22 protein-coding genes and 4 tRNA genes are annotated in these 23,030 nt (G+C 69.3%); 13 read left to right on the forward strand and 13 right to left on the reverse strand.

From position 1 onward, the window contains the following. Nucleotides 1-215: 215 nt before the first annotated feature. Both IEY95_RS19380 and IEY95_RS19385 read left to right on the forward strand, forming a co-directional pair. Nucleotides 216-1,766: a N,N-dimethylformamidase beta subunit family domain-containing protein gene (locus IEY95_RS19380; protein ID WP_189187280.1), complete on the forward strand. Its 1,551-nt coding sequence runs from the start codon at nt 216-218 to the stop codon at nt 1,764-1,766. A 110-nt stretch (nt 1,767-1,876) separates the two neighbouring features. Next, nucleotides 1,877-2,776 carry a phosphoribosylaminoimidazolesuccinocarboxamide synthase gene (locus tag IEY95_RS19385; protein ID WP_189187281.1) on the forward strand — a complete coding sequence of 300 codons (900 nt, stop codon included), beginning with the start codon at nt 1,877-1,879 and terminating at the stop codon, nt 2,774-2,776. Nucleotides 2,777-2,986: 210 nt separating this feature from the next. Here the strand turns inward: IEY95_RS19385 and IEY95_RS19390 are convergent. The 5 genes from IEY95_RS19390 to IEY95_RS19410 form a co-directional block, all read right to left on the reverse strand. Continuing rightward, nucleotides 2,987-3,059 (reverse strand) — tRNA-Gly (locus tag IEY95_RS19390). Nucleotides 3,060-3,082: 23 nt separating this feature from the next. After that, the gene (locus IEY95_RS19395) at nt 3,083-3,748 is read right to left on the reverse strand and encodes a response regulator transcription factor (protein ID WP_189187282.1); all 666 of its coding nucleotides are present in this window, start codon (nt 3,746-3,748) and stop codon (nt 3,083-3,085) included. Then, nucleotides 3,745-5,145 carry a sensor histidine kinase gene (locus tag IEY95_RS19400; protein WP_189187283.1) on the reverse strand — a complete coding sequence of 467 codons (1,401 nt, stop codon included), beginning with the start codon at nt 5,143-5,145 and terminating at the stop codon, nt 3,745-3,747. The genes IEY95_RS19395 and IEY95_RS19400 overlap by 4 nt, the downstream gene beginning before the upstream one ends. A gap of 20 nt (nt 5,146-5,165) precedes the next feature. Next, nucleotides 5,166-5,981: an ABC transporter permease gene (locus tag IEY95_RS19405; protein ID WP_189187284.1), complete on the reverse strand. Its 816-nt coding sequence runs from the start codon at nt 5,979-5,981 to the stop codon at nt 5,166-5,168. Continuing rightward, entirely contained in the window at nt 5,978-6,946 is a 969-nt protein-coding gene (locus tag IEY95_RS19410) for an ABC transporter ATP-binding protein (protein ID WP_189187285.1), read from the reverse strand. The genes IEY95_RS19405 and IEY95_RS19410 overlap by 4 nt, the downstream gene beginning before the upstream one ends. Before the next feature lie 80 nt (nt 6,947-7,026). Here IEY95_RS19410 and IEY95_RS19415 point away from each other — a divergent pair, with 80 nt between their 5' ends. Next, the gene (locus IEY95_RS19415) at nt 7,027-7,176 is read left to right on the forward strand and encodes a hypothetical protein (protein ID WP_189187286.1); all 150 of its coding nucleotides are present in this window, start codon (nt 7,027-7,029) and stop codon (nt 7,174-7,176) included. Nucleotides 7,177-7,313: 137 nt separating this feature from the next. Here the strand turns inward: IEY95_RS19415 and IEY95_RS19420 are convergent. The 3 genes from IEY95_RS19420 to IEY95_RS19430 all read right to left on the reverse strand — a co-directional run bounded on the left by IEY95_RS19420 (nt 7,314) and on the right by IEY95_RS19430 (nt 8,001). Then, nucleotides 7,314-7,389, reverse strand: a tRNA-Gly gene (locus IEY95_RS19420). Between the two features lie 79 nt (nt 7,390-7,468). Beyond that, nucleotides 7,469-7,540 (reverse strand) — tRNA-Gly (locus IEY95_RS19425). Between the two features lie 143 nt (nt 7,541-7,683). After that, nucleotides 7,684-8,001 (reverse strand): histone-like nucleoid-structuring protein Lsr2, encoded by a 318-nt coding sequence (locus tag IEY95_RS19430; RefSeq protein ID WP_189187287.1) that lies wholly within the window; start codon nt 7,999-8,001, stop codon nt 7,684-7,686. 359 nt (nt 8,002-8,360) lie between these two features. Between IEY95_RS19430 and purS the strand changes: the two genes are divergently transcribed. From purS to purL, 3 genes are read left to right on the forward strand one after another with little or no spacing between them, the layout of a single operon-like run. Beyond that, a complete protein-coding gene (purS, locus tag IEY95_RS19435) occupies nt 8,361-8,624 on the forward strand; it encodes a phosphoribosylformylglycinamidine synthase subunit PurS (protein WP_005482678.1) in 264 nt (87 codons plus the stop codon). Then, the gene (gene purQ / locus IEY95_RS19440) at nt 8,621-9,301 is read left to right on the forward strand and encodes a phosphoribosylformylglycinamidine synthase subunit PurQ (protein WP_189187288.1); all 681 of its coding nucleotides are present in this window, start codon (nt 8,621-8,623) and stop codon (nt 9,299-9,301) included. Before purS ends, purQ begins: the two co-directional genes overlap by 4 nt. Next, entirely contained in the window at nt 9,298-11,556 is a 2,259-nt protein-coding gene (gene purL, locus IEY95_RS19445) for a phosphoribosylformylglycinamidine synthase subunit PurL (protein WP_189187289.1), read from the forward strand. Before purQ ends, purL begins: the two co-directional genes overlap by 4 nt. Before the next feature lie 86 nt (nt 11,557-11,642). Here purL and IEY95_RS19450 read toward each other — a convergent pair whose 3' ends face one another. Continuing rightward, the gene (locus tag IEY95_RS19450) at nt 11,643-13,133 is read right to left on the reverse strand and encodes an MFS transporter (RefSeq protein WP_189187290.1); all 1,491 of its coding nucleotides are present in this window, start codon (nt 13,131-13,133) and stop codon (nt 11,643-11,645) included. A gap of 94 nt (nt 13,134-13,227) precedes the next feature. Between IEY95_RS19450 and IEY95_RS19455 the strand changes: the two genes are divergently transcribed. The 5 genes from IEY95_RS19455 to purM all read left to right on the forward strand — a co-directional run bounded on the left by IEY95_RS19455 (nt 13,228) and on the right by purM (nt 18,304). Next, a complete protein-coding gene (locus tag IEY95_RS19455) occupies nt 13,228-13,866 on the forward strand; it encodes a TetR/AcrR family transcriptional regulator (protein WP_189187291.1) in 639 nt (212 codons plus the stop codon). A 10-nt stretch (nt 13,867-13,876) separates the two neighbouring features. Beyond that, nucleotides 13,877-14,671: a maleylpyruvate isomerase family mycothiol-dependent enzyme gene (locus tag IEY95_RS19460; protein WP_189187292.1), complete on the forward strand. Its 795-nt coding sequence runs from the start codon at nt 13,877-13,879 to the stop codon at nt 14,669-14,671. 133 nt (nt 14,672-14,804) lie between these two features. After that, a complete protein-coding gene (locus tag IEY95_RS19465; RefSeq protein ID WP_189187293.1) occupies nt 14,805-15,599 on the forward strand; it encodes an META domain-containing protein in 795 nt (264 codons plus the stop codon). A gap of 61 nt (nt 15,600-15,660) precedes the next feature. Beyond that, nucleotides 15,661-17,187 carry an amidophosphoribosyltransferase gene (purF, locus tag IEY95_RS19470; RefSeq protein WP_189187294.1) on the forward strand — a complete coding sequence of 509 codons (1,527 nt, stop codon included), beginning with the start codon at nt 15,661-15,663 and terminating at the stop codon, nt 17,185-17,187. 43 nt (nt 17,188-17,230) lie between these two features. Further along, on the forward strand, nt 17,231-18,304 hold the full coding sequence (gene purM / locus IEY95_RS19475; RefSeq protein ID WP_189187295.1) for a phosphoribosylformylglycinamidine cyclo-ligase: 1,074 nt from the start codon (nt 17,231-17,233) through the stop codon (nt 18,302-18,304). Between the two features lie 114 nt (nt 18,305-18,418). Here the strand turns inward: purM and IEY95_RS19480 are convergent, their stop codons facing one another. Then, complete coding sequence (locus IEY95_RS19480; protein ID WP_189187296.1) at nt 18,419-18,673, reverse strand: DUF3073 domain-containing protein; 255 nt, start codon at nt 18,671-18,673, stop codon at nt 18,419-18,421. A 281-nt stretch (nt 18,674-18,954) separates the two neighbouring features. After that, nucleotides 18,955-20,040: a Leu/Phe/Val dehydrogenase gene (locus tag IEY95_RS19485; protein ID WP_189187297.1), complete on the reverse strand. Its 1,086-nt coding sequence runs from the start codon at nt 20,038-20,040 to the stop codon at nt 18,955-18,957. A gap of 222 nt (nt 20,041-20,262) precedes the next feature. On the opposite strand from IEY95_RS19485, the gene IEY95_RS19490 reads away from it, so the two are divergent. Together IEY95_RS19490 and bldC are read left to right on the forward strand one after the other, a co-directional pair. Then, nucleotides 20,263-21,111, forward strand: coding sequence for a DUF8083 family protein (locus IEY95_RS19490; protein WP_189187298.1), 849 nt, complete (start codon nt 20,263-20,265; stop codon nt 21,109-21,111). Between the two features lie 557 nt (nt 21,112-21,668). Beyond that, entirely contained in the window at nt 21,669-21,875 is a 207-nt protein-coding gene (bldC, locus tag IEY95_RS19495) for a developmental transcriptional regulator BldC (RefSeq protein WP_003949541.1), read from the forward strand. Nucleotides 21,876-22,343: 468 nt separating this feature from the next. Here the strand turns inward: bldC and IEY95_RS19500 are convergent, their stop codons facing one another. Beyond that, nucleotides 22,344-22,535, reverse strand: a complete 192-nt coding sequence (locus tag IEY95_RS19500; RefSeq protein ID WP_189187299.1) for a DUF6274 family protein — start codon at nt 22,533-22,535, stop codon at nt 22,344-22,346. A 370-nt stretch (nt 22,536-22,905) separates the two neighbouring features. Then, a tRNA-Asp gene (locus IEY95_RS19505) sits at nt 22,906-22,980 on the reverse strand. Between the last annotated feature and the right edge of the window lie 50 nt (nt 22,981-23,030).

The raw sequence follows: 23,030 nt of genomic DNA on the forward strand, positions 1-23,030 counted from the left end.
CAGCGCAAACCCGCCCCACCCACCGGCAGACGCCGCCCCACCCACCAGCGCAAACCCGCCCCACCCACCGCCAGAAAGACGGAACCACCCGTTCCAGTCACGTCAATTCGCGACGAACGGTGACGGAGTGCGTGCGTAATGTGATGTGCTGGGACCGATCGCGCACACGGCAAGGGCTTACAAGGACGACGGGGGCACGAGGGAGGGGAGCAGGCATGGGGTCGGAGCAGATTCGCCGCTGGGAGTCGGGCGCACTCGCGCACGCCGTGACGGACCCCTTCGGCCAGGGCCCCGTCCCCTGGCTCCGCGGCGACGAGCACTACTTCGACGACACCGGCCACGTCGTCCCCTGGTACATCGACCACCTCGACCCCATCCAGGGGGGCACCACCCTCGTACGAGACGACCGCGACGACCGCGACGGCCGCGACACGAGGGCCAGGTTGGCCAAGCGCCCCATCCCCCACCCCCGGGCCGGAGGCCCCCGCTCCGCCGACGACGTCCACCGCCAGATCAAAGGTTTCACCTCCACCGGCGCGGCCGCCCCCGGCGAGGCCATCGACTTCCGCATCACCGTCGACCCGCCCCAGGAATTCAGCGTCGACATCTACCGGATCGGCCACTACGGAGGCGATGGCGCCAGCAAGATCACCACCAGCCCCCGGCTCTCCGGCATCGTCCAGCCGCCGCCCCTCACCGCAGACCGAACCGTCTCCTGTCACCACTGGTGGCTCTCCTGGCGTCTCCAGATCCCCACCCACTGGAGCATCGGCGCGTACGTCGCCGTCCTCACCACCGTCGACGGCTACCGCTCCCACGTCCCGTTCACGATCCGCGACAACCACCCCGCCGACCTGCTCCTCCTGCTCCCGGACGTCACCTGGCAGGCGTACAACCTGTATCCGGAGGACGGTCACACCGGCGCCAGCCTGTACCACGCGTGGGACGAGGGCGGCCGCCTGCTCGGCGAGGCGGACGCCGCGACGACGGTCTCCTTCGACCGGCCGTACGCGGGCGCGGGCCTCCCGCTCCATGTGGGCCACGCCTACGACTTCATCCGCTGGGCCGAGCGCTACGGCTACGACCTCGCCTACGCCGACGCCCGCGACCTGCATGCCGGCCGCGTCGACCCCACCCGCTACCGCGGCCTCGTCTTCCCGGGCCACGACGAGTACTGGTCGACGCAGATGCGCCGCACCACGGAGCTCGCCCGCGAGAACGGCACATCGCTCGTCTTCCTTTCCGCCAACACCATGTACTGGCAGGTGGAGTTGGGCCCGTCGCCATCCGGCGTCGCCGACCGCCTGCTGACCTGTCGCAAACGCAAGGGCCCTGGGAAACCCGCTCTGTGGCGTGAAATCGACCGCCCCGAGCAGCAACTCATCGGCATCCAGTACGCGGGACGCGTCCCCGAACCCCACCCCCTAGTGGTCCGCAACGCCGACCACTGGCTGTGGGAGTCGACCGGCGCGCACGAGGGCGACGAGCTGGAGGGCATGGTCGCGGGAGAGGCCGACCGCTACTTCCCGCGCACCCCGCTCCCCGAGCACCAGGGCCGTATCTTGCTCGCCCACTCCCCGTACCGGGACAGCGAGGGCATCATCCGCCACCAGGAGACATCCCTCTACCGAGCGCCGTCCGGCGCCCTGGTCTTCGCATCCGGAACGTTCGCGTGGTCCCCGGCCCTCGACCGCCCCGGCCACGTCGACACCCGTATCCAGCGGGCCACAGCCAACCTCCTCGACCGCATCTGCAAACGTGACTGACCGAGCACCGCACGAAGGGCGTCCGGAACGCCCCCACACACCCCCTGGCCAAAGCCGCTCCCCGCATACGGGAGAATCGAGCCAATTGGACAGAACCACGGGGAGGAACCGTGTCCGGATTCGTCGAAAAGCCCGAGCCTCTGGAGGTTCCGGGTCTGGTGCATCTGCACACCGGCAAGGTGCGCGACCTGTACCAGAACGAGGCGGGCGACCTCGTGATGGTCGCCAGTGACCGCATCTCAGCCTTCGACTGGGTACTCCCCACCGAGATCCCCGACAAGGGCCGCACACTCACCCAGCTCTCGCTGTGGTGGTTCGACAAGCTCGCCGACCTGGTCCCCAACCACGTCCTGAGCGCCGAGCTCCCGCCGGGCGCCCCCGACGACTGGGCCGGCCGCACCCTCATCTGCAAGTCCCTGCGGATGGTCCCGGTCGAGTGCGTCGCGCGCGGCTACCTCACCGGTTCCGGTCTGGTCGAGTACAACGAGTCCCGTACGGTCTGCGGCCTCGCCCTCCCCGAAGGCCTCGTCGACGGCTCGGAAATCCCCGCGCCGATCTTCACCCCCGCCACCAAGGCTGCCGTCGGTGAGCACGACGAGAACGTGTCGTACGAGGAGGTCGCCCGCCAGGTCGGCGCCGAGACCGCGGCCCAGCTGCGCCAGACGACCCTCGCCGTCTACAGCCGCGCCCGCGACATCGCGCGCGACCGGGGGATCATCCTCGCGGACACCAAGTTCGAGTTCGGCTACGAGGGCGAGACGCTCGTGCTCGCCGACGAGGTGCTGACCCCGGACTCCTCCCGCTTCTGGCCCGCCGACGAGTGGGAGCCGGGCCGCCCCCAGCCGTCCTTCGACAAGCAGTACGTCCGCGACTGGCTGACCTCCCCCGAGTCCGGCTGGGACCGCAAGAGCGAGCAGCCTCCGCCCGCGCTGCCCCCGCACGTCGTGGAGGCGACCCGCGCCAAGTACATCGAGGCGTACGAGCGCCTGACGGGCACGAGCTGGTCGTAACCCCGCCCGGGCCCGGCGACCAGCCGGGCCCGAAGCGCCCGCAGGATCCCCGAGCGCAGGCTGAATCCCCGAGCGCCCGCAGGATGCCCGAGCGCAGGCTGAATCCCCACGGGCGGAAAGAAGCCCCGAGCGCGCGAAAGGGCCCCGCACACACGAAGGGGCCCGAACACGAAGAAGCCCCCGACCTGAGGTCGGGGGCTTCTTCTCCGGAGCGGACGACGAGGCTCGAACTCGCGACCTCAACCTTGGCAAGGTTGCGCTCTACCAACTGAGCTACGTCCGCACTGCGCCGTGGCGCGAGAGCAACTATACCCAACCTCGCTCACGCGCGAGACGCACCGCCGCGTGACGGTTCTCCGCCCCGAGCTTGGACGCGGCCGACGAGAGATAGTTCCGTACGGTCCCCTGGGACAGCGCCGCCCGCTCGGCGATCTCCGCGACGGGCGCCCCGTCCGCGGCGAATTCGAGCACCTCGGCCTCGCGCGCCGTCAGCGGCGAGTCACCGGCGGAGATCGCGTCGGCGGCCAACTCCGGGTCCACATAACGGTTTCCCGCATGCACCGTACGAATGATCTCCGCGAGCCGCTGCGCGCTCACCGTCTTCGGGACGAACCCGCGCACACCTGCCGCAAGCGCCCGCTTCAGGTGCCCCGGCCGCCCATGACTGGTCACGATCAGCACCTGACAGTCCGGCAGTTCGGCCCGCAGCGATGTGGCTACCCTCACACCGTCCGCCCCCGGCATCTGCAGATCCAGGACGGCGACATCGGGCTCGTGCGCCCGCGCCATCGCCAGCGCCTCGGGCCCGGTCGCCGCCTCGGCCACTACGACCAAGTCGTCCTCCAGGGCGAGCAGCGCGGCGAGCGCCCCCCGAATCAGATGCTCGTCATCGGCGAGCAGCAGACGGACGGGTGGGGCGGAAGGGGCGTCCGGTACGGACGTGAGGGGAGAGTCGGACGGTACGGACGTCATGGGGTGACCTCGCTCACTGAATACGCGCCGGGCGGCGGAAGCAGCCCCGCTCCCGAAACCGGATCCTCACCCTCACCCGAGCCTTCACCCGAGCCCGACCCCGTACCCGAATCCGAATGGGAACCCGAACCCGAGCCCGAATCCGACCCCGCCCCCGACACCAGCCGCATCGGCATCGGCAGAGGCACCTCGGCCGTCAAGCGGAACACACCCTCCCCGGCGGGCCCGGTCCGCAGCATGCCGTCAACCTCCGTGAGCCGCTCCCGCAGCCCCGCGAGCCCCGACCCCCTCCCCGGCTCGACGTCGGACCCCGAACCGGGCGCCCCGTCGTTCTCGACCGTGAGGGTCACCCGGCCCTCCGTCACTCGCAAGGACACCGCACACCTCCCCGCGTCCCCGTGCCTCAGCACGTTCGTCGTCGCCTCCCGGACGACCCAGCCGAGCGCCGACTGGACCTGGGCGGGCAGCCCGGTCGCCGAGCCGGTGACCTCGCAGTCGATACCGGCAGCCGTCAACACGCTCTGGGCGCCCGCGAGTTCGCTGCCGAGGTCGGCCTCGCGATAGCCGCGTACGACCTCGCGCACCTCCCGCTGCGACTCCCGCGCTATCCGCTGAACCTCGATCATCTGCTCCACGGCCTCCGGCCGCCCGCGCCGGGCCAGCTGCACGGCGAGTTCGCTCTTGAGGGCGATCACCGCCAGATTGCGGCCCATCACGTCGTGCAGATCGCGCCCGAAGCGCAGCCGTTCCTCGGCGACGGCGAGGCGGGCACGGGTCTCGCGGGCCTCGTCGAGTTCGTAGACGGCGTTGAGCAGCCAGACGGAGAAGGCTGCGGTGAAGGTGACGAACCCGGCGGCCAGCATGACGACACCGGCTGTGATCAGCGCGGAGGGACCCGGGAAGCCCAGCGGAAACGACACCGCTCCGGCACCCGCGGCCGCACCGACCACCGCGTGCGTCATCCTTCGAACATTGCGCGTTCCGAGCGCGAGTGTGCCCGTGCCGAACGCTATGACGCCGACGAACAGCGAGGCGGCCACGCGGACCTCGGCATCGCTCGCCGGGCGCCAATCGGTGCCCGAGAGGGCGAGCGCCACGACGGCGACCACAGCCGTGCCCACGGCCAGTGCGATCAGCATGCGCCCGGGCTGCTCCCGGGTGCCGCGCGCCCAGTCCAGCGCCCGCGAGGCGGTCACCGCGCACAGCACGGCGTGCCCGCACACCAGCAGGAACAGCATCCAGGACAGGGCCGGCGACACGTTCCCGACGTTCCCGAAAACAGGCAGTCCGATCGACGCGACCTCGATCACTGCGAAGAAGTGGAACGACCACCGCGTGTACGTCTCGACCTTCGCCGGTGTGCTCTTGCCCCGCCACCAGCCCCCCGGCCTGCTCATGCCCACCCCCGCATCCCTGGTCACCGCCGCGGCTCCCAGCGGAACCACCGCCGTACAGCAAACACCGCGACCACGATCCAGGCCACCGCCGTCGCGAGGGCACCGAAAGCGTCATGCGCGCCGAGGTCGCCGGTCCAGCCGCCGCGTATCAGGGTGATCACCGGGGTGAGGGGCAGCAGTTCGCAGGCCGAGGCCAGCCCGTCGGGCATCACCTCGAGGGGGAAGAACGTCCCGGAGCCGAGCAGGGAGAGCAGCATCAGGGGCATGGCGGCGACCTGGGCGCCCTCCACGCTCTTGCTGAAGTTCGCGGTGACCGCGGCGAGCGGGGGCCACATCGCCAGGCCCAACAGCAGCCCCAGGACGGCGAAGTGGGGAGCTTGGGGCGCCCCGACGTCCAGGAGTGCGGCGCAGGCGACCGTCAGGACCAGGCACTGAACCAGGCCGATCACGACCGACGGCAGGGCCGCGCCGGCCAGGATCTCGGCGTCCCGCAGCTCCCCGGTGCGCAGCCGCTTGAGGACGAGCTCCTCACGGCGCGCCGCGTAGACGCTCACCAGCGTGCTGTAGACCGCGAAGAGGAGCGAGAGGCCGACGGCGGACGGCAGGACGACCGAGCCGACCGAGAGCCCGGTGCCCTTCAGGTCCATCTGGTCGACCGTCGAGCGGAGGCTGAACGGCAAGGTCAGCGGTACGAACACGGCGGCGGCGAGCGTCGCCTTCGTGCGCCCCAGCAGGGTCAGTTCGGCGCGTGCCAGGGCGGCCATGCGCCCCGCGGTTGTGGTCGTACTCCCACTCGTGCCCGTACCCAGGCCTGTTGTGACGGTCGTTCCGCTCATGCCGCCGTCTCCCTTTCCCGTGCCCCCACGCCGTGCGCCGCCGCCCCCCGGGCTATTCGCAGGAACGCCTCCTCCAGCGAGGCCGACCGCACATCGAGCCCCCGCAGCTCGACCCGCGCCCGCTCGGCCCACAGCAGCAGTGCGGTGGCCGTCCGCTGCAGCTCACCGGTGCGCAGTTTGATGACGCGGCCCGTCGTCTCGTGGTCCATCACGCCGAGTTCGGCGAGCGGCGGCAGGTCTCCGAGGAAGTAGCCGTCGGGCAGTTCGAAGGAGATCCGGGACGGCTGGGAGGCGGTCACCTCGGCGGGGGTGCCGGAGGCCGCGATGTGCCCTTCGTGGAGGATCGCGAGCCGGTCCGCCAACTCCTCCGCCTCTTCGAGGTAGTGGGTGGTCAGCAGCACCGTCGTACCGCCGTCGCGCAGCTCGCGCACCAACTCCCAGGTGCTCCGGCGTCCTTCGGCGTCGAGCCCGGTCGTCGGTTCGTCGAGGAAGAGGACTTCGGGGCGGCCGAGCAGCGCGAGTGCCAGGTCCAGGCGCCGCTTCTCGCCACCGGACAACTGCTTCACCCGTACCTCGGACCGTCGCGCGAGGCCCACCAGGTCCAGGGCCTCTGCCGTGGGGCGCGCCCCGCTCGTGCAGCCCGCCCACATCCGTATGGTCTCCGCGACCGTCAGCTCGGAGGGGAAGCCGCCTTCCTGAAGCATCACGCCGATCCGGGGCCGCACGGCCGCCCGCTCCGCGTAGGGATCGCGCCCGAGGACCCGCACCCGTCCGCCGGCCGGGGGCGCGTGGCCCTCGAGGAGTTCGACCGTGGAGGTCTTACCGGCGCCGTTCGTGCCCAGCAGGGCGAAGAGCTCACCGCGGCCCACGGAGAAGGTGACTCCGCGGACCGCCTCGAAATCTCCCCCGTACACACGCCGCAGATCAGTGACCTCAATCACGTCATCGTGCTCGTTCGTGTTCATGAAATCAGCGTCCCCGCGGACAGGCCCCCGCAGCAGTGCGCGGTGTCATCACTCCGCATGACAAATGTCAGATGGGCGGGATGCGTACGGAGATCGACGAGAGACGCGCGGAGATCGACGAGACACGTGCGGAGATCGACGAGACACGTGCGGAGACCGACGAGACACGCGCGGAGACCGACGAGTGGCGCGCGGAGATCGGCGGAAGACGCATGCAGAGGGACGAGTGACCCGTGGAGATCGGCGGAAGACGCCCGCACAGGGACGGAAGACGTACCGAGATCGGCAGAGGAGGTACGCAGAAGGCAGAGGAGGTACGCAGAAGAGCACAGCAAAAAGCCCCAGTCACTGACTGGGGCCTTCGTGCTGGAGCGGACGACGAGGCTCGAACTCGCGACCTCAACCTTGGCAAGGTTGCGCTCTACCAACTGAGCTACGTCCGCATTGCCTCCGACCGGCTCTCACCGATCGGCGCGAGCACCAGCCTACCTGATCCACAACAGTGGTCGGTAAGCGATGCAGAGCGGGTGACAGGAATTGCACACTGCGCCTTCCCCCTGGAAGGGGGATGTTCTGCTACTGAACTACACCCGCACGACTCCGTGAGCTCCGGCTTTTTCGGCCTTGCCCCTCGGCGTGCTCCAGACTCTAGCTGATCAGCGGGGGGTCAGCGCAAGTCGGTTGTTCCCAGGGCCCGATGACGGGTCCTCGCGGGCGTCCCCGGAGGACCCGGGGGCTCAGTGCGACTCGGCGAACGCCTCGTACACCTTCTTGGGGATGCGGCCGCGCGGCGGCACGTCCATCTTGTTGGAGCGGGCCCAGGCACGGACGGCGGCCGGGTCGGGGGTCAGCGCGGTGTGCGTGTACGCCTTCCCGGACTTCGACTGCTTACGGCCGGCCTCGACGTAGGGCGCGAGCACCTTACGCAGTTTCTTGGCATTGGCTGGATTGAGGTCGATCTCGTACGACTTGCCGTCCAGTCCGAAGGCGATCGTCTCCGCCGCTTCTGAGCCGTCGATGTCGTCAAAGAGAGTGACCACGACACGCTGCGCCACGAATATCGGTCCCTTCGTGCGACACCTCTGCGATCAAGTCATGACGTGCGCAGACGTCACGGAGTTGTCCGGGAGATGTCGACTGTCCGGCTGTTATTGGGCAAAGTATCGGCTATTGCCAATTCCTTTGTACAGTGCCCGGCAATGCATTGTGAAGCCCGACTAAATCCTTCCGCGTGTCCGAAGGCAATGGGGTCCTGCCGCTCTTCTGCGGTTTTTCCCAGGATTTTCCGTGCAGGCCCCCGCGTCGATGCGGGATCGTGATCGGGCTCACGTAGGATTCTACGAATCTACGCGAGTAGAAATTTTGTGCAGGTAGTCTGAAGGGACCTGCTCAGCACCACACACCGGGAGTGCCAGTGGCACGCGTCGTAGTCGACGTCATGCTCAAGCCGGAGATCCTCGACCCCCAGGGCCAGGCGGTGCAGCGTGCACTGCCGCGCCTCGGTTTCGAAGGTGTCTCCGACGTACGTCAGGGAAAGCGATTCGAACTGGAAGTGGACGGACCGGTCGACGACGCCGCGCTCGCCCGCATCCATGAACTCGCGGAATCCTTCCTCGCCAACACCGTGATCGAGGACTTCACCGTCAAGGTCGAGGAAGTCGCGGAGGCAGGAAAGTGACCGCTCGTATTGGAGTCGTCACCTTTCCCGGCAGCCTCGACGACCGCGACACTCAGCGCGCGATCAAGCTCGCCGGTGCCGAACCCGTCGCTCTCTGGCACAAGGACAAGGACCTCAAGCAGGTCGACGCCGTGGTGCTCCCCGGCGGTTTCTCGTACGGCGACTATCTCCGTGCCGGTGCCATCTCGCGCTTCTCGCCCGTGATGGAGACCGTCATCGAGCAGGCGAAGTCCGGAATGCCGGTCCTCGGTATCTGCAACGGCTTCCAGATCCTCACCGAGGCGCACCTCCTCCCCGGCGCGATGCTCGGCAACAACCACCTCCACTTCATCTGCCGCGACCAGAAGCTGCGGGTGGAGAACGCGGACACCGCCTGGACGACCGACTACGAGGCCGGCCAGGAGATCCACATCCCGCTGAAGAACATGGACGGGCGGTACGTCGCCGACGAGCACACCCTCGACATGCTGGAGGCGGAGGGCCGGGTCGCCTTCCGGTACGTGGACTTCAACCCCAACGGCTCGCTGCGCGACATCGCCGGCATCACGAACGAGGCGGGCAACGTCGTCGGTCTGATGCCGCACCCGGAGCACGCCGTCGAGCCCCTCGTCGGGACCGGCCGCACCGACGGCCTCCCCTTCTTCACCTCGATCCTCAAGAAGCTGGTCAACGCATGAGCCGCACGCCTCTGGACACGGTCGAGAACGCGGCCGCGACCCCCGACGTCGAGCTGCCCTGGGCCGAACTGGGCATGAAGAAGGACGAGTACGAGCGGGTCGTCGAGATCCTCGGCCGCCGTCCGACCGGCGCCGAACTCGCCATGTACTCCGTCATGTGGTCCGAGCACTGCTCGTACAAGTCCTCGAAGGTCCACCTCCGCCAGTTCGGCGAGAAGGCCCCGCAGTCCGACGCCCTCCTCGTCGGCATCGGTGAGAACGCCGGCGTCGTCGACGTCGGCCAGGGCTACGCCGTCACCTTCAAGGTCGAGTCGCACAACCACCCGTCATACGTCGAGCCCTACCAGGGCGCGGCCACCGGCGTGGGCGGCATCGTGCGCGACATCATCGCGATGGGCGCCCGCCCGGTCGCGGTCGTGGACCCGCTGCGCTTCGGTGCGGCCGACCACCCCGACACCAAGCGCGTGCTGCCCGGCGTCGTCGCCGGCATCGGCGGCTACGGCAACTGCCTGGGCCTGCCCAACATCGGCGGCGAGGTCGTCTTCGACTCCTGCTACCAGGGCAACCCGCTGGTCAACGCCGGTGCCATCGGCGTGATGCGGCACGAGGACATCCACCTCGCGAAGGCGTCCGGCACCGGCAACAAGGTCATTCTGTACGGGGCCCGCACGGGCGGCGACGGCATCGGCGGCGCCTCCATCCTGGCCTCCGAGACCTTCGACGACGCCAAGCCGTCGAAGCGTCCCGCGGTCCAGGTCGGCGACCCCTTCCAGGAGAAGCTCCTCATCGAGTGCACCCTGGAGGCCTTCAAGGAGAAGCTGGTCGTCGGGATCCAGGACCTCGGCGCGGCCGGTCTCTCCTGCGCCACCTCCGAGCTCGCCTCCAACGGTTCCGGCGGCATGCGCGTCACCCTCGACGACGTACCGCTGCGCGACTCCACGCTCTCGCCCGAGGAAATCCTCATGAGCGAGTCGCAGGAGCGCATGTGCGCGGTCGTCGAGCCGGAGAAGGTCGACCGGTTCCTGGAGATCTGCGAGAAGTGGGACGTGATCGCCACCGTCATCGGTGAGGTGACGGACGGCGACCGCCTGGAGATCTACTGGCACGGCGGCAAGATCGTCGACGTCGACCCGCGGACCGTCGCCCACGAGGGCCCGGTCTACGAGCGTCCGTACGCCCGCCCGTCCTGGCAGGACGAGCTCCAGGCCGACGACGCCAACAAGCTTCCGCGGCCCGAGACCTCGGACCAGCTGAAGGACCAGGTCCTGAAGCTGGTGGCCTCTCCCAACCAGGCCTCCAAGAAGTGGATCACCTCCCAGTACGACCACTTCGTGCAGGGCAACACGGTGCTGGCGCAGCCCGAGGACTCGGGCATGATCCGCATCGACGAGGAGACCGGACTCGGCGTCGCCATCGCCACCGACGGCAATGGCCGCTACGCCAAGCTCGACCCGTACGCGGGTGCGCAGCTCGCGCTCGCCGAGGCGTACCGCAACGTGGCGACGACCGGTGCCAAGCCGCTCGCCGTCTCCGACTGCCTGAACTTCGGCTCGCCCGAGGACCCGGCCGTCATGTGGCAGTTCGCCGAGGCCATCCGCGGTCTCGCCGACGCCTGTCAGCAGCTGGGCACCCCGGTGACCGGCGGCAATGTCTCGCTCTACAACCAGACGGGCGAGGCCGCCATCCACCCGACCCCGGTCGTGGCCGTGCTGGGCGTCATCGACGACGTCGCCCGTCGCACGCCCGTCGCCTTCCAGGAGGACGGGCAGCTGCTCTACCTCCTCGGCGACACCCATGAGGAGTTCGGCGGTTCGGCCTGGTCGCAGGTCGTCCACGACCACCTGGGCGGTCTGCCGCCGCAGGTCGACCTGGAGCGCGAGCGGCTGCTCGCCGAGATCCTCATCTCGGCCTCCCGTGACGGCATGATCGACTCCGCGCACGACCTGTCCGACGGCGGTCTGATCCAGGCCGTTGTCGAGTCGGCGCTGCTCGGCGGCAAGGGTGCGCGGTTGATCGTCCCCGACGGTCTCGACGCCTTCACCTTCCTCTTCTCGGAGTCGGCGGGCCGCGCGGTCGTCGCCGTCCCGCGTTCGGAGGAGCTCCGCTTCAACGACATGTGCGGCGCGCGGGGTCTGCCCGTCACCCGCATCGGTGTCGTGGACGGTGACACGGTCGACGTCCAGGGCGAGTTCGCGCTCCCGCTGGACGAGCTCCGGACGGCGCACGAGGGCACGATCCCGGCGCTGCTCGCGTAGCACTCGGCAGTCGTACGACGGCGAAGGCCCCGCCCGGGGAACGGGCGGGGCCTTCGCCGTGTGTCCGTCACGCCAGGACCTGACCGTCACGCCGGGAGCGGCTCGGTCTGCCGCTCGGGCTGCTCGGTGTCCTCGGGCCGACCCGGCCTGGGCAGCCGCACCGCCAGCACAGCGGCGAGCGTCATCAGCGCGGCACCGCTCCAGAACACCACGGAGGTCGCGGAGACGAAGGCGTGCACACCCTCGGCGCGGGCGGATCCGGTCAGGTGCGCGAGGGTGCCGACGTCGCCGCCGGGGCCGTCGGCGGCGTACAGACGGGCCAGGACCGTGCCGAAGAGGGCGGTGCCCAGGGCGTTGCCGAGGGACTGGAAGTAGCGGATGGACGTGGTGGCGACGCCGAGCCGGTGGCGCGGGGCCGCGTCCTGGACGAGCAGGATCAGCTGGCCGAGCAGCTGCCCGAACCCGGCACCGGCCAGCAGGAGTTCGGCGCGGATCAGCCAGAGCGAGGTGTCGGGGCCGGTTGTCGTGGCGAGGAGCACGAACGCGAGGGCGGTGGTGGCCGTACCGCTGATCGTGAAGGTCCGTGTCGTCCAGCCGCGCGTGGTGAGCGGGCCGGAGAGCAGCCCGGTCGCCGAGAGGCCGACCGCCATCGGGATCAGGTAGAGGCCCGCGGAGGAGCTGGTGATGCCTCGGACGACCTGCAGATAGATGAGCACGTAGTAGATGGCGCCCATCATCGCGGCACCCATGATCGCCTGGATGGCGAAGCCGAGGCGCAGTTCGGGGATCCGGAACAGGGACATGGGGAGGACCGGTTCGGCCGCCCGCAGTTGCCGCCACAGGAACAGGGCGAGTGCGACGCCGGACGCGACGGCCAGCCCGAGGACGACCGGTGACGACCAGGCGTACTTCTTGCCGCCCCAGTCGGTGACCAGGAGCAGCGCGCTGGAGAAGGCGGCGGCGAGCGCGGCCCCGGCGTAGTCGAGCGGGCGACGCACATGCCGCTCGGGGAGCTTCAGGGCGAAGGCGGAGGCGGCGAGGACCGCGAGGCCGACCGGCAGGTTGATGTAGAAGATCCAGCGCCAGCTCGCGTGGTCGGCGAGCAGACCGCCGATCCAGGGACCGACCGCCATGGCGCCGCCGGCCATCACCCCGCCGATGTTGGTGCCCTTGCCGGCGCCCTTCTCCTCCGGGCCCTTGAGATGGGCGATCACCACCATCGTCACGCTCATCAGTCCGCCGCCGCCCAGGCCCTGCAGGGCGCGGGCCGCGATGAGCTGGTCCATCGACTGGGCGGCGCCGCACAGCGTGGAGCCGAGCAGGAAGGTGGCGATCGCGCCGGTGAAGACGCGCTTCGGGCCGAGGACGTCGCACAGCTTTCCGTACAGCGGCAGCATCGCGGCCGACGCCAGCGCGAACGCGCTGACCAGCCACGGGATCTTGTCGATGCCGTGGTCGGGATCGAGGTCCCGGACGATCGGGACGGTGGCGGCGGACACGATCTGCAGGTCCAGGATGGCCAGGACGATCGTGACGAGGCAGACGAGGAAGCCGATTTTGCGCTGGGTCTCGGTCATGAGCATCACCCTGCCCGAGAAGTGTGTACCGAGTCAATGTTTATGTCGGGCTCAAAGTTAATCCGGGTACATCGGCCATTGGTACAGTGGTCCCATGGCTGAGGCGATGGGGCTGCGCGAGCGCAAGAAGCTGCAGACGGCGATGCGGATCTACCGGACGGCGATCGCCCTCTTCGTCGAGCGGGGCTTCGACAACGTCTCGGTGCAGGAGGTCGCCGAAGCGGCCGAGGTGTCGAAGATGACCGTTTTCAACTACTTCGGCACCAAGGAAGACCTGGTCTTTCGTCCCATGGAGGAGCACTTCGGTGACGTGGCCCGCGCCGTGCGCGAGCGGGAGCCGGGCGAATCCGCGGTGGATGCCGTGCGCCGGCAGTTCCTGGAGATGGTCGAGGCCCGCGATCCCTCGGTCGGCCTGCACAGCGAGCCCTTCGCCCGCCAGGTGCGCCGACTCGTCATGGAGACCCCGGCCCTGATGGAACGCGCCTTCCTCGCCGCCCAGAAGGGGACGCGAGACCTGGCAGCCATCCTCGCCGAGGAGACCGGCGACGCGATGCTCGCCACGGTCGTCGCCGCCACACTGAGCGCCGCCCGCAACGCCCTCATCGAGGAGCACCACAACCGTATTGGGGCCGGTGAGACCCCGGACGCGGTCGCCGCCGACGCCGCCGAGCGCGCCCGGCACGCCTTCGACCTGATCGAAAAGGGCCTGAGCGGGTACGCCGTCAAGCTCTAGGCTGATGACCATGCCCCCGGCCAAGAGACGCGCCCGTGCGTACGACTCCGCCAAGATCCGCGCGGCGGTGCTCGCGCAGTTCGGGAACGTACGAGACGGCGTACGCGCCCTCACCGAGGAGCAGCTGGCGCGGCCCACGCACCTCGGGGACTGGAGTGTGCGGGAGTTGGCCGCGCACATCACGGCGGCCGTCGAGACCGTGAGCCGGAACCTCGACCGGGACGAGCCGACGAAGGCCGCACTCGGCCTGCTCGACTGGCCGTTCGCCACCGCCGCCCGAGCCGGGGACATCGCCGACGGCAGCCGCGAGCTCGCCGAACAGAACCCCGACCTCGACGCGCTCTACGACAGCACCGAGCGGCGGATCGCCGAGCGTCTGGCCACGGCGCCGGACGACCGGCTGCTCGCGGCGCGCACCGGTGCGATGACCCTCGCCGACTACCTCGTCACCCGCACCGTGGAACTCGTCGTCCACACGGACGACCTGAATCGCGCCGCGGGCACCGAGATCCCCTTCGACCGGCAGGCGCTCGCCGCCTGCACTCGGCTGCTCGCCGACGCGCTGGCCGTGAAGGCGCCCGGGGCGTCGACGGAGGTGCGGATTCCGCCGTATGCCGTCGTGCAGTGTGTGGAAGGGCCGCGGCACACCCGAGGGACTCCGCCGAACGTCGTGGAGACCGATCCGCTGACGTGGATCCGGCTGGCCACGGGGCGTACGGCCTGGCAGGCGGCGCTGGAGGATGCCAAGGTCAGCGCGAGCGGGGAGCGGGCTGACCTCGGAGGGCTCCTTCCCTTGATGGGCTGAGCCACCGACCGCCGCCCGCGTAAGGCGACAAGCCCCCACACAGCCGCAGCCGAAAGGCTGGTACGGGTCGGGTAGGGGCGGAGGGGGCGAAAAAACCGGGAACCGACCACCCCACCCCTCCCGTCACATCGGCATGGACAAGCAGCGACTGACGCTCACCGCCCTGACCCTGCTACCGCTCGCGGTGGCCTGTGGCACCCAGCCGGGCGGCGGCAGCAGCTCCGTGGGGGCGGGCTCATCACCCGTCACCGGAGTCCACTGGGCCGTCGACAGCCTCACGGTGGACGGCAGGACCAGGCAGGCACCCGAGAGCGCGTATCTGCGGATCGGCGAGGACGGCCGGGTCAGCGGCAACGCCGGCTGCAACAGCTTCGGCTCGACCGCCACCCTCAAGGGCGACCGTGTCGACTTCGGGGAGATCCAGATGACCGACATGGGCTGCCCGAAGGCCCCGATGACCTTCGAGGAGAGCCTGAGCCGCGCCTTCGCCGGCGGCGCGTTCACCAGCAAGGTCAACGGCGACGAACTGACGCTCACCACGGAGGACGGCGACCGCGTCAACCTCGTCAAGGAGCAGGACGCCCCCCTCTACGGCACCAAGTGGAAGGTCACGGCCCTCGGCGACGCCGACGTGGCCCAGTCCCTCCCCGCCGGAGCCAAGGCGTACCTCGTCCTCGACAAGAAGCAGGGCACGATCCGCGGCAGCCTCGGCTGCAACCACGTGTCCGCACAGGCCACCGTCCGCGACGGGAATGTCACCCTCGGCACCGCCAGGACCACACGCATGATGTGCGACCGCTCACTCATGGACACCGAGAAGACTCTGCTCAGCCTCTTCGGCGGCACGGTCCGATACGAGTTGGATCACCGCACCCTCACGCTGACCAGCGCAAACGGCACCGTCGTCAGCGCTGTCGCCGACGAGTGATCCATCAAGGCTCCGTATCCCCAATTCGGACCAGTGGTCGATCTCGCCTACACTCGGTTGCGTGCCACGTGGTGACGGTCGACTCAATCATGATCTGCTCCCCGGTGAGAAAGGCCCCCAGGACGCTTGTGGCGTCTTCGGTGTCTGGGCTCCGGGCGAAGAGGTCGCCAAGCTCACTTACTTCGGGCTCTACGCCCTCCAGCATCGGGGCCAGGAATCCGCGGGAATCGCGGTCAGCAACGGCTCCCAGATCCTCGTCTTCAAGGACATGGGCCTCGTGTCCCAGGTCTTCGACGAGACCTCCCTCGGTTCGCTCCAGGGTCATATCGCGGTCGGTCACGCCCGCTACTCGACCACCGGCGCTTCCGTCTGGGAGAACGCCCAGCCGACGTTCCGCGCCACCGCGCACGGCTCCATCGCGCTCGGCCACAACGGCAACCTCGTCAACACGGCGCAGCTCGCCGAGATGGTCGCCGACCTGCCCAAGCAGGAAGGCCGCACCACACGCGTGGCGGCCACCAACGACACCGACCTGCTCACGGCGCTGCTCGCCGCCCAGGTCGACGACGACGGCAAGCCGCTGACCATCGAAGAGGCCGCCCACACGGTCCTCCCGCAGGTCAAGGGCGCCTTCAGCCTCGTCTTCATGGACGAGCACACCCTCTACGCCGCCCGCGACCCGCAGGGCATCCGCCCGCTGGTCCTCGGCCGCCTGGAGCGCGGCTGGGTCGTCGCCTCCGAGTCCGCCGCCCTGGACATCTGCGGCGCCGCCTACGTCCGCGAGATCGAGCCGGGCGAGTTCGTCGCCATCGACGAGAACGGCCTCCGTACATCGCGATTCGCGGAAGCGAAGCCCAAGGGCTGTGTCTTCGAGTACGTCTATCTGGCCCGCCCGGACACGGACATCGCCGGCCGGAACGTGTACCTCTCGCGCGTCGAGATGGGCCGCAGGCTCGCCAAGGAAGCCCCTGTGGAGGCCGATCTGGTGATAGCGACCCCGGAGTCCGGGACGCCCGCCGCGATCGGTTACGCGGAAGCCTCCGGCATTCCCTTCGGCGCGGGTCTGGTCAAGAACGCCTACGTCGGCCGGACCTTCATCCAGCCCTCGCAGACGATCCGCCAGCTCGGCATCCGTCTGAAGCTGAACCCGCTCAAGGAAGTCATCAAGGGCAAGCGCCTGGTCGTCGTCGACGACTCGATCGTGCGCGGCAACACCCAGCGCGCGCTCGTGCGCATGCTGCGGGAAGCGGGCGCGGCCGAGGTCCACATCCGGATCTCCTCGCCCCCCGTGAAGTGGCCCTGCTTCTTCGGCATCGACTTCGCGACCCGCGCCGAGCTGATCGCCAACGGCATGAGCATCGAGGAGATCGGCACCTCGCTGGGCGCCGACTCCCTCTCGTACATCTCCATCGACGGCATGATCGAGGCGACCACCATCGCCAAGCCGAACCTGTGCCGCGCCTGCTTCGACGGCGAGTACCCGATGGAGCTCCCGGACCCCGAGCTGCTCGGCAAGCAGCTCCTGGAGACCGAGCTGGCCGCGGGTCCCGCAGCCACGGCCGCGGCTGACGCCATCCGTCGCCCGTAAGCGCCGCAGAGCCCCGTTTCACCAACCCGAAAGATCCCAGGCAATGTCTGAGACCAGTCCTTCCGGTGCTTCCTACGCGGCTGCCGGCGTCGACATCGAGGCGGGCGACCGCGCCGTAGAGCTGATGAAGGAGTGGGTGAAGAAGACGCAGCGCCCCGAGGTCCTCGGCGGCCTCGGCGGCTTCGCCGGCCTCTTCGACGCCTCTGCCCTCAAGCGCTTCGAGCGCCCGCTGCTCGCCTCCGCGACCGACGGCGTGGGCACCAAGGTCGACCTCGCCCGGCAGCTCGGCGTGTACGACACGATCGGCCACGACCTGGTCGCGATGGTCATGGACGACATCGTGGTCTGCGGCGCCGAGCCGCTCTTCATGACCGACTACATCTGTGTCGGCAAGGTCCACCCGGAGCGCGTCGCGGCCATCGTGAAGGGCATCGCCGAGGGGTGCGTGCTCGCGGGATGCGCCCTGGTGGGCGGCGAGACGGCGGAGCACCCGGGTCTGCTCGGCCCGGACGACTTCGATGTCGCGGGTGCGGGCACCGGTGTGGTCGAGGCCGACCAGCTGCTCGGCCCGGATCGTATCCGTAAGGGTGACGCGGTGATCGCCATGGCGGCCTCCGGTCTTCACTCGAACGGGTACTCGCTCGTCCGGCACGTCCTGTTCGACCGGGCGAACCTGAGCCTGGACCAGCACGTCGAGGAGTTCGGCCGCTCGCTCGGCGAGGAGCTCCTGGAGCCGACCAAGATCTACTCGCTGGACTGCCTGGCGCTGACCCGGACCACCGAGGTGCACGCCTTCAGCCACGTCACCGGCGGTGGGCTCGCGGCCAACCTGGCCCGCGTCATCCCGGACGAGCTGCACGCCGTCGTCGACCGCGAGACCTGGACCCCGGCCCCGGTCTTCGACCTCGTCGGCAGGACCGGCGACGTCGAGCGCCTGGAGCTGGAGAAGACGCTGAACATGGGCGTCGGCATGATCGCGATCGTCCCCGAGGAGTCCGCGGACGTGGCACTGGCCACCCTCGCGGACCGCGGGGTGGATGCCTGGATCGCCGGTGAGATCACCGAGCGCGGCGAGCACGAGACGGGCGCGGCCCTCATCGGGGACTACGCCGGCTAGTCAGTGAGCCCGTCCGGGGTGGTGCCCCGGGCGGCAGCTGACGTCACCCGACGGCAGCGCAAAACCCGGTCCGGCGCGAATCCGCCCCGGACCGGGTGAAGCATTGCTGGACAGTCAAGCGCCGCGACGCTGCTGTGACGACGGACCGGACTCGTCGTCCTCGTCCTCGTCGTCGTTGTACAGATCCGCGTACTGGGCGTACGGGTCATCTTCCTCGTCGTCGTCCTCGAACGGCTCGCCATTCGGCGGCTGGTTCGAAGTCGAAGCGCCCAGCTCGTTGGCCAGACGCGACAGGTCAGTCCCGCCGCTGTTGTACTTCAGCTGGCGGGCGACCTTCGTCTGCTTGGCCTTGGCCCGGCCGCGCCCCATGGCTCGACCCCCTCGGTGACGGGGCTCGACGGCCCCAGAGTCTTGACACGCGTTCATGATCTGGAACGGGCTCTCCATGGAGAGACCGGTCCGTAGGGCTTCCACGGTACCTGAGCCCACGCCCATACGGTACGTCGCCCGCAGGACGCGCGTGTGCGCAGAACCCTCGAGGAGCCCCGTCCTCGCTGGTCAACCGCGATTTTAACCTCTTCTTGGCCGACGACCCGCCGACGGACGTGAGAGTTCTCTCTAACTGCCGCCGACGGGTACCCGTCACACGGTCAGCGGCGCCGGGCCTCCGCCATCCGCTGCTCGGCGATCCGGTCGGCCGCGGCGGCCGGCGGAATGCCGTCTTCCTTTGCGCGTGCGAAGATGGCCAACGTGGTGTCGAAGATCTTCGCGGCCTTCGCCTTGCACCGGTCGAAGTCGAAGCCGTGCAACTCGTCGGCGACCTGGATGACACCGCCCGCGTTCACCACGTAGTCGGGGGCGTACAGAATCCCGCGGTCCGCGAGGTCCTTCTCGACGCCCGGATGCGCGAGCTGGTTGTTGGCGGCGCCGCACACGATCTTCGCGGTGAGGACGGGCACGGAGTCGTCGTTCAGCGCCCCGCCCAGCGCACACGGGGCGTAGATGTCGAGGCCTTCGGTGCGGATGAGTGCCTCGGTGTCCGCGACGGCGGTGACACCGGCCGGGTGCCTGTCGAGGATCCGGCGCACCGACTCCTCGCGCACGTCCGTGATCACGACCTCGGCGCCGTCCTCCAGCAGGTGCTGCACCAGGTGGTGGCCCACCTTGCCGACGCCCGCGATGCCGACCTTGCGGCCGCGCAGCGTCGGGTCGCCCCACTGGTGCTGGGCGGAGGCCCGCATGCCCTGGAAGACACCGAAGGCGGTGAGGACGGAGGAGTCCCCGGCGCCGCCGTTCTCGGGCGAGCGGCCCGTGGTCCAGCGGCACTCGCGTGCCACGACGTCCATGTCGGCCACATACGTGCCGACGTCGCACGCGGTGACATACCGGCCACCGAGCGAGGCCACGAACCGGCCGTACGCGAGGAGCAGCGCCTCGGACTTGATCAGCTCCGGGTCGCCGATGATCACGGCCTTGCCGCCGCCGTGGTCGAGACCGGCCATGGCGTTCTTGTACGACATGCCGCGCGAGAGGTTCAGGGCGTCGGCGACGGCCTCCTCCTCGCTCGTGTACGGGTAGAAGCGCGTACCGCCGAGGGCCGGGCCCAGTGCGGTGGAGTGGATGGCGATGACGGCCTTGAGGCCGCTGGCGCGGTCCTGGCAGAGCACGACTTGCTCATGACCCCCCTGGTCCGAATGGAACAGGGTGTGCAGGACGCCGTCGGTTACGTCGGTCACTGTGGTGACTCCCAGGTAATAAGCGGCGGTTGGGGGCGGGGCCCGTGCGGATGGCGGGCTCCGTGGGCATGAGACTAGAGCCTGCGCCCACCCGCCTTCGGTGCAGTGTTCAGGATCACCTACTGGCGGAGTACAGCCGTGGTTCGATTTGCATAGATTTCTCGTGAGGTTGTGAGCGGTTTCCGCTGGTTTTCCTGGTGGCCAACGGGGGAGGGAGCAGGCGTGCCCAAGGTGTCCTCGGTGATCGTCCCGTACGCGTCGTATCTGCGCGTGTATGAACCGCTGGCCGCCTTCCCGGAGCCGGAACGGGGCCACTGGGCGCGCTATGCCCGCCGCGCGGAGCGTCCCACCTACCAGGATGAACTGCGCCGCTCCCTTGCCGACTTGCTGCCCACCCCGCCGATCCCGGTGCCGGTGCACGAGAGCAGCGACGCCTTCGTGGTGGAGGTCGACGGGGTGCTCTGCGTCTGCCCCTGGCGCACCCGGCTGCGTGGCTGGCAGGCCCTGGGCGAGCTGGCCGAGGAGCTGCCGGCGCCCGTCCTCGATGCGGTGCTGCCGCCGTTGGTACGCCGTCAGGCCGCCCTGGACTACGAGCGCTGGATGGTCCGCAACCCCGACGCCCGCCCGTGGATCCGCACCTCGACCTGGCAGGTGCCCCTGAACTGGTTCGTGCTCGTCTCCGACGAGGAGCGGGAGTACGAGAAGGGGGCGGGGCCCGGCGGTGCCGAGCCGGTGCTGCGCTACCGGACGCCGATGGTGCAGGCCCGACGGCGCACGGCGCGGGCCCTGAAGACGCTGAGGGACACCCTCGACGAGGGGCCGCTCATCGACGGCCTGGTGGACGTGGGGCGCTGGCTGGAGGAGTTCCATCCGCGCTCGCTGGTCGAGCTGGACTACGGAGGGCTCGTGCACGTGCTGCCGGCCGGGCACATCGAGGGGGACCATTCGGCCGCGGACATCGCCGAGGGCATCGAGGCGCTGCGCGGCGGGGACGGCGCCGCGGCGGGCGAGGCCTACGGGCGACTCGTGGAGCGGTGGCGCTCGGTCAGGGACCGGCGCTCGGCGAACTGAGACTTCTGGGGCGCGCGGGTCGTGTGATCTGCTTCTCACCGGTTCGCGTCGAACTGGCGTATGGTCCTCCCACGCTGAAGAGCCCTCACTCCGGGACGTAGGTCCTGATCCGGGCTTTCGGCTCAAGCGGCATCAAGGCGGTGTCAAGCGTGACGGACGGCACTTACCTGGCTCTTGCGCCGCTTGCCCCTCCCCATGCCAAAATAGGACAAGGAGCCCGGGGGAAGGTTCCGTCCATCCACTTATGGGTGGAATCTCAGCATTGCACGCTATGGGGGGTCTGGTGACTCCTGATCGTCCTGTGACTGATCGTCACAGTGGCGTGACTGTCCGCTATGGCATGGTCCATCGGCTTCCGTCGCTGATGAACACCTGGGAGGGCAATTCCATCGGTTTGGCCGACGCGGCTGGACGGATGGTGTAGTTGTAGTGCCGAGGACAAGCCGTTCGTCCTATAACCGACTCGACTCGCGTCCGCCATTTCGGGCAACGCGGGTCAAGGTGCAGAATTTAGAGGAAAGAACCGAGAAGGTTCGGTTCTCCCGAGGAGGCCGCTCATGACCGCTCGCACCCCTGATGCCGAGCCGCTGCTGACCCCGGCTGAGGTCGCCACGATGTTCCGCGTCGACCCCAAGACGGTCACGCGGTGGGCGAAGGCCGGCAAGCTTACGTCCATCCGCACGCTCGGCGGGCACCGCCGCTACCGCGAGGCTGAGGTGCGCGCACTGCTCGCGGGTATCCCGCAGCAGCGCAGCGAGGCCTGAACAACTCCATAACCGGGCAATTCGGTAGGTCCCCCAACCCGCCGAGGTGTCCGCACCACAGCTCCAAGCGACGCGGGTCCTGCCCCAACAGAACCCACGCCCAAGCTTCTTTGGTACGTGACAAGGGTGCGTCGTAGATCGCGCTGGACTCCGCCGGGTCCAGCGCGATCTTTTTTGTGCCCTGTTCGCGCCTGGACGGCCGGCCTGTGAGCGGCCTTGTCGGAGCCTGGGGAGGGGTGTCGGATCTCCTGTGGGCGCCCCCGGAAGGGGGTGCAATTGCACATATTAAATTGACCAGTTGTAGGTGGGGTGTAAGTTCCGCACTTCTGAAAACTTATGCGGTGACACCCGTCACACGACACAGTCCTTGTTGCCCACGGGGCTTCTGCGCTAAGGGAGTTGAGGCCACGCGCAGGCGGATGGACGCCCGGACTCCCACCGTCCGCCGAGCGGGTTCGCCGCCGCTGGTCACGCCTTGGAGGGGCTTTCGTCCTCGGCGGCGCTCTCGGGCTCTTCCTCACCCCACGGGGCGGGCTCCATGGCCAGCCGCAGGAGTTGGTGGCAGATCGGGCAGTGCCGCGTCAGATGGCGGTATCCGGAGGCGGCCGACAGGTGGGCGCGGAGCAGGGCTCGCGTCTCGTGCCTAGTGGTCGCCGCCATACGCACCTCCGAGGGGTCGAGGAGCCCTGGTTTCTGGGTACCGGCGGAATGTGGCGCCGTCAAGGCGCTGGGAGCCGGGGAGGCGCTGTTTCGCCCTGCCGCCCCCTACCTGTCCCATCCCCGCGGGCCGCGCCCCTTCAGGGGCGCGGGGAGCTGCGCGACAAGCCCTCACCGACCCGCACCCAAGAAACAACCCAGGGGGTCTGGGGGCGAAGCCCCCAGGTGCGATGGGTTCCCCTGCTCGAGCGAAGCCGGGAGCTTGGGGGAGGGCGAGGGTGGAGGGGGCGAAGAAACCCCCGAGGCGTCGGACCCGGCGGCACGCACGACAAGGGCCCCGCATCCGGGACGGATGCGGGGCCCTTGCTCACTGCGGTCCTGACGGGATTTGAACCCGCGGCCTCCACCTTGACAGGGTGGCGAGCACTCCAAACTGCTCCACAGGACCAGGTTTCGCAGCACTTCATTTCTGCGCTGTGCTGCGAAAAGAGACTGTAC

Origin of the sequence: Streptomyces albiflavescens, assembly GCF_014645835.1 — a bacterium.
GTDB classification, from domain to species: domain Bacteria; phylum Actinomycetota; class Actinomycetes; order Streptomycetales; family Streptomycetaceae; genus Streptomyces; species Streptomyces albiflavescens.

Coding starts and splice junctions, on each gene's coding strand:
- IEY95_RS19455 (WP_189187291.1), top strand. CDS start 13,228: ATGGCTGAGGCGATGGGGCTGCGCGAGCGCAAGAAGCTGCAGACGGCG.
- IEY95_RS19465 (WP_189187293.1), top strand. CDS start 14,805: ATGGACAAGCAGCGACTGACGCTCACCGCCCTGACCCTGCTACCGCTC.
- IEY95_RS19405 (WP_189187284.1), bottom strand. CDS start 5,981: ATGAGCGGAACGACCGTCACAACAGGCCTGGGTACGGGCACGAGTGGG.
- bldC (WP_003949541.1), top strand. CDS start 21,669: ATGACCGCTCGCACCCCTGATGCCGAGCCGCTGCTGACCCCGGCTGAG.
- IEY95_RS19480 (WP_189187296.1), bottom strand. CDS start 18,673: ATGGGGCGCGGCCGGGCCAAGGCCAAGCAGACGAAGGTCGCCCGCCAG.
- IEY95_RS19400 (WP_189187283.1), bottom strand. CDS start 5,145: ATGAGCAGGCCGGGGGGCTGGTGGCGGGGCAAGAGCACACCGGCGAAG.
- IEY95_RS19460 (WP_189187292.1), top strand. CDS start 13,877: ATGCCCCCGGCCAAGAGACGCGCCCGTGCGTACGACTCCGCCAAGATC.
- IEY95_RS19450 (WP_189187290.1), bottom strand. CDS start 13,133: ATGACCGAGACCCAGCGCAAAATCGGCTTCCTCGTCTGCCTCGTCACG.
- IEY95_RS19415 (WP_189187286.1), top strand. CDS start 7,027: ATGCGTACGGAGATCGACGAGAGACGCGCGGAGATCGACGAGACACGT.
- IEY95_RS19380 (WP_189187280.1), top strand. CDS start 216: ATGGGGTCGGAGCAGATTCGCCGCTGGGAGTCGGGCGCACTCGCGCAC.
- purM (WP_189187295.1), top strand. CDS start 17,231: ATGTCTGAGACCAGTCCTTCCGGTGCTTCCTACGCGGCTGCCGGCGTC.
- IEY95_RS19410 (WP_189187285.1), bottom strand. CDS start 6,946: ATGAACACGAACGAGCACGATGACGTGATTGAGGTCACTGATCTGCGG.
- IEY95_RS19395 (WP_189187282.1), bottom strand. CDS start 3,748: ATGACGTCCGTACCGTCCGACTCTCCCCTCACGTCCGTACCGGACGCC.
- IEY95_RS19500 (WP_189187299.1), bottom strand. CDS start 22,535: ATGGCGGCGACCACTAGGCACGAGACGCGAGCCCTGCTCCGCGCCCAC.
- purL (WP_189187289.1), top strand. CDS start 9,298: ATGAGCCGCACGCCTCTGGACACGGTCGAGAACGCGGCCGCGACCCCC.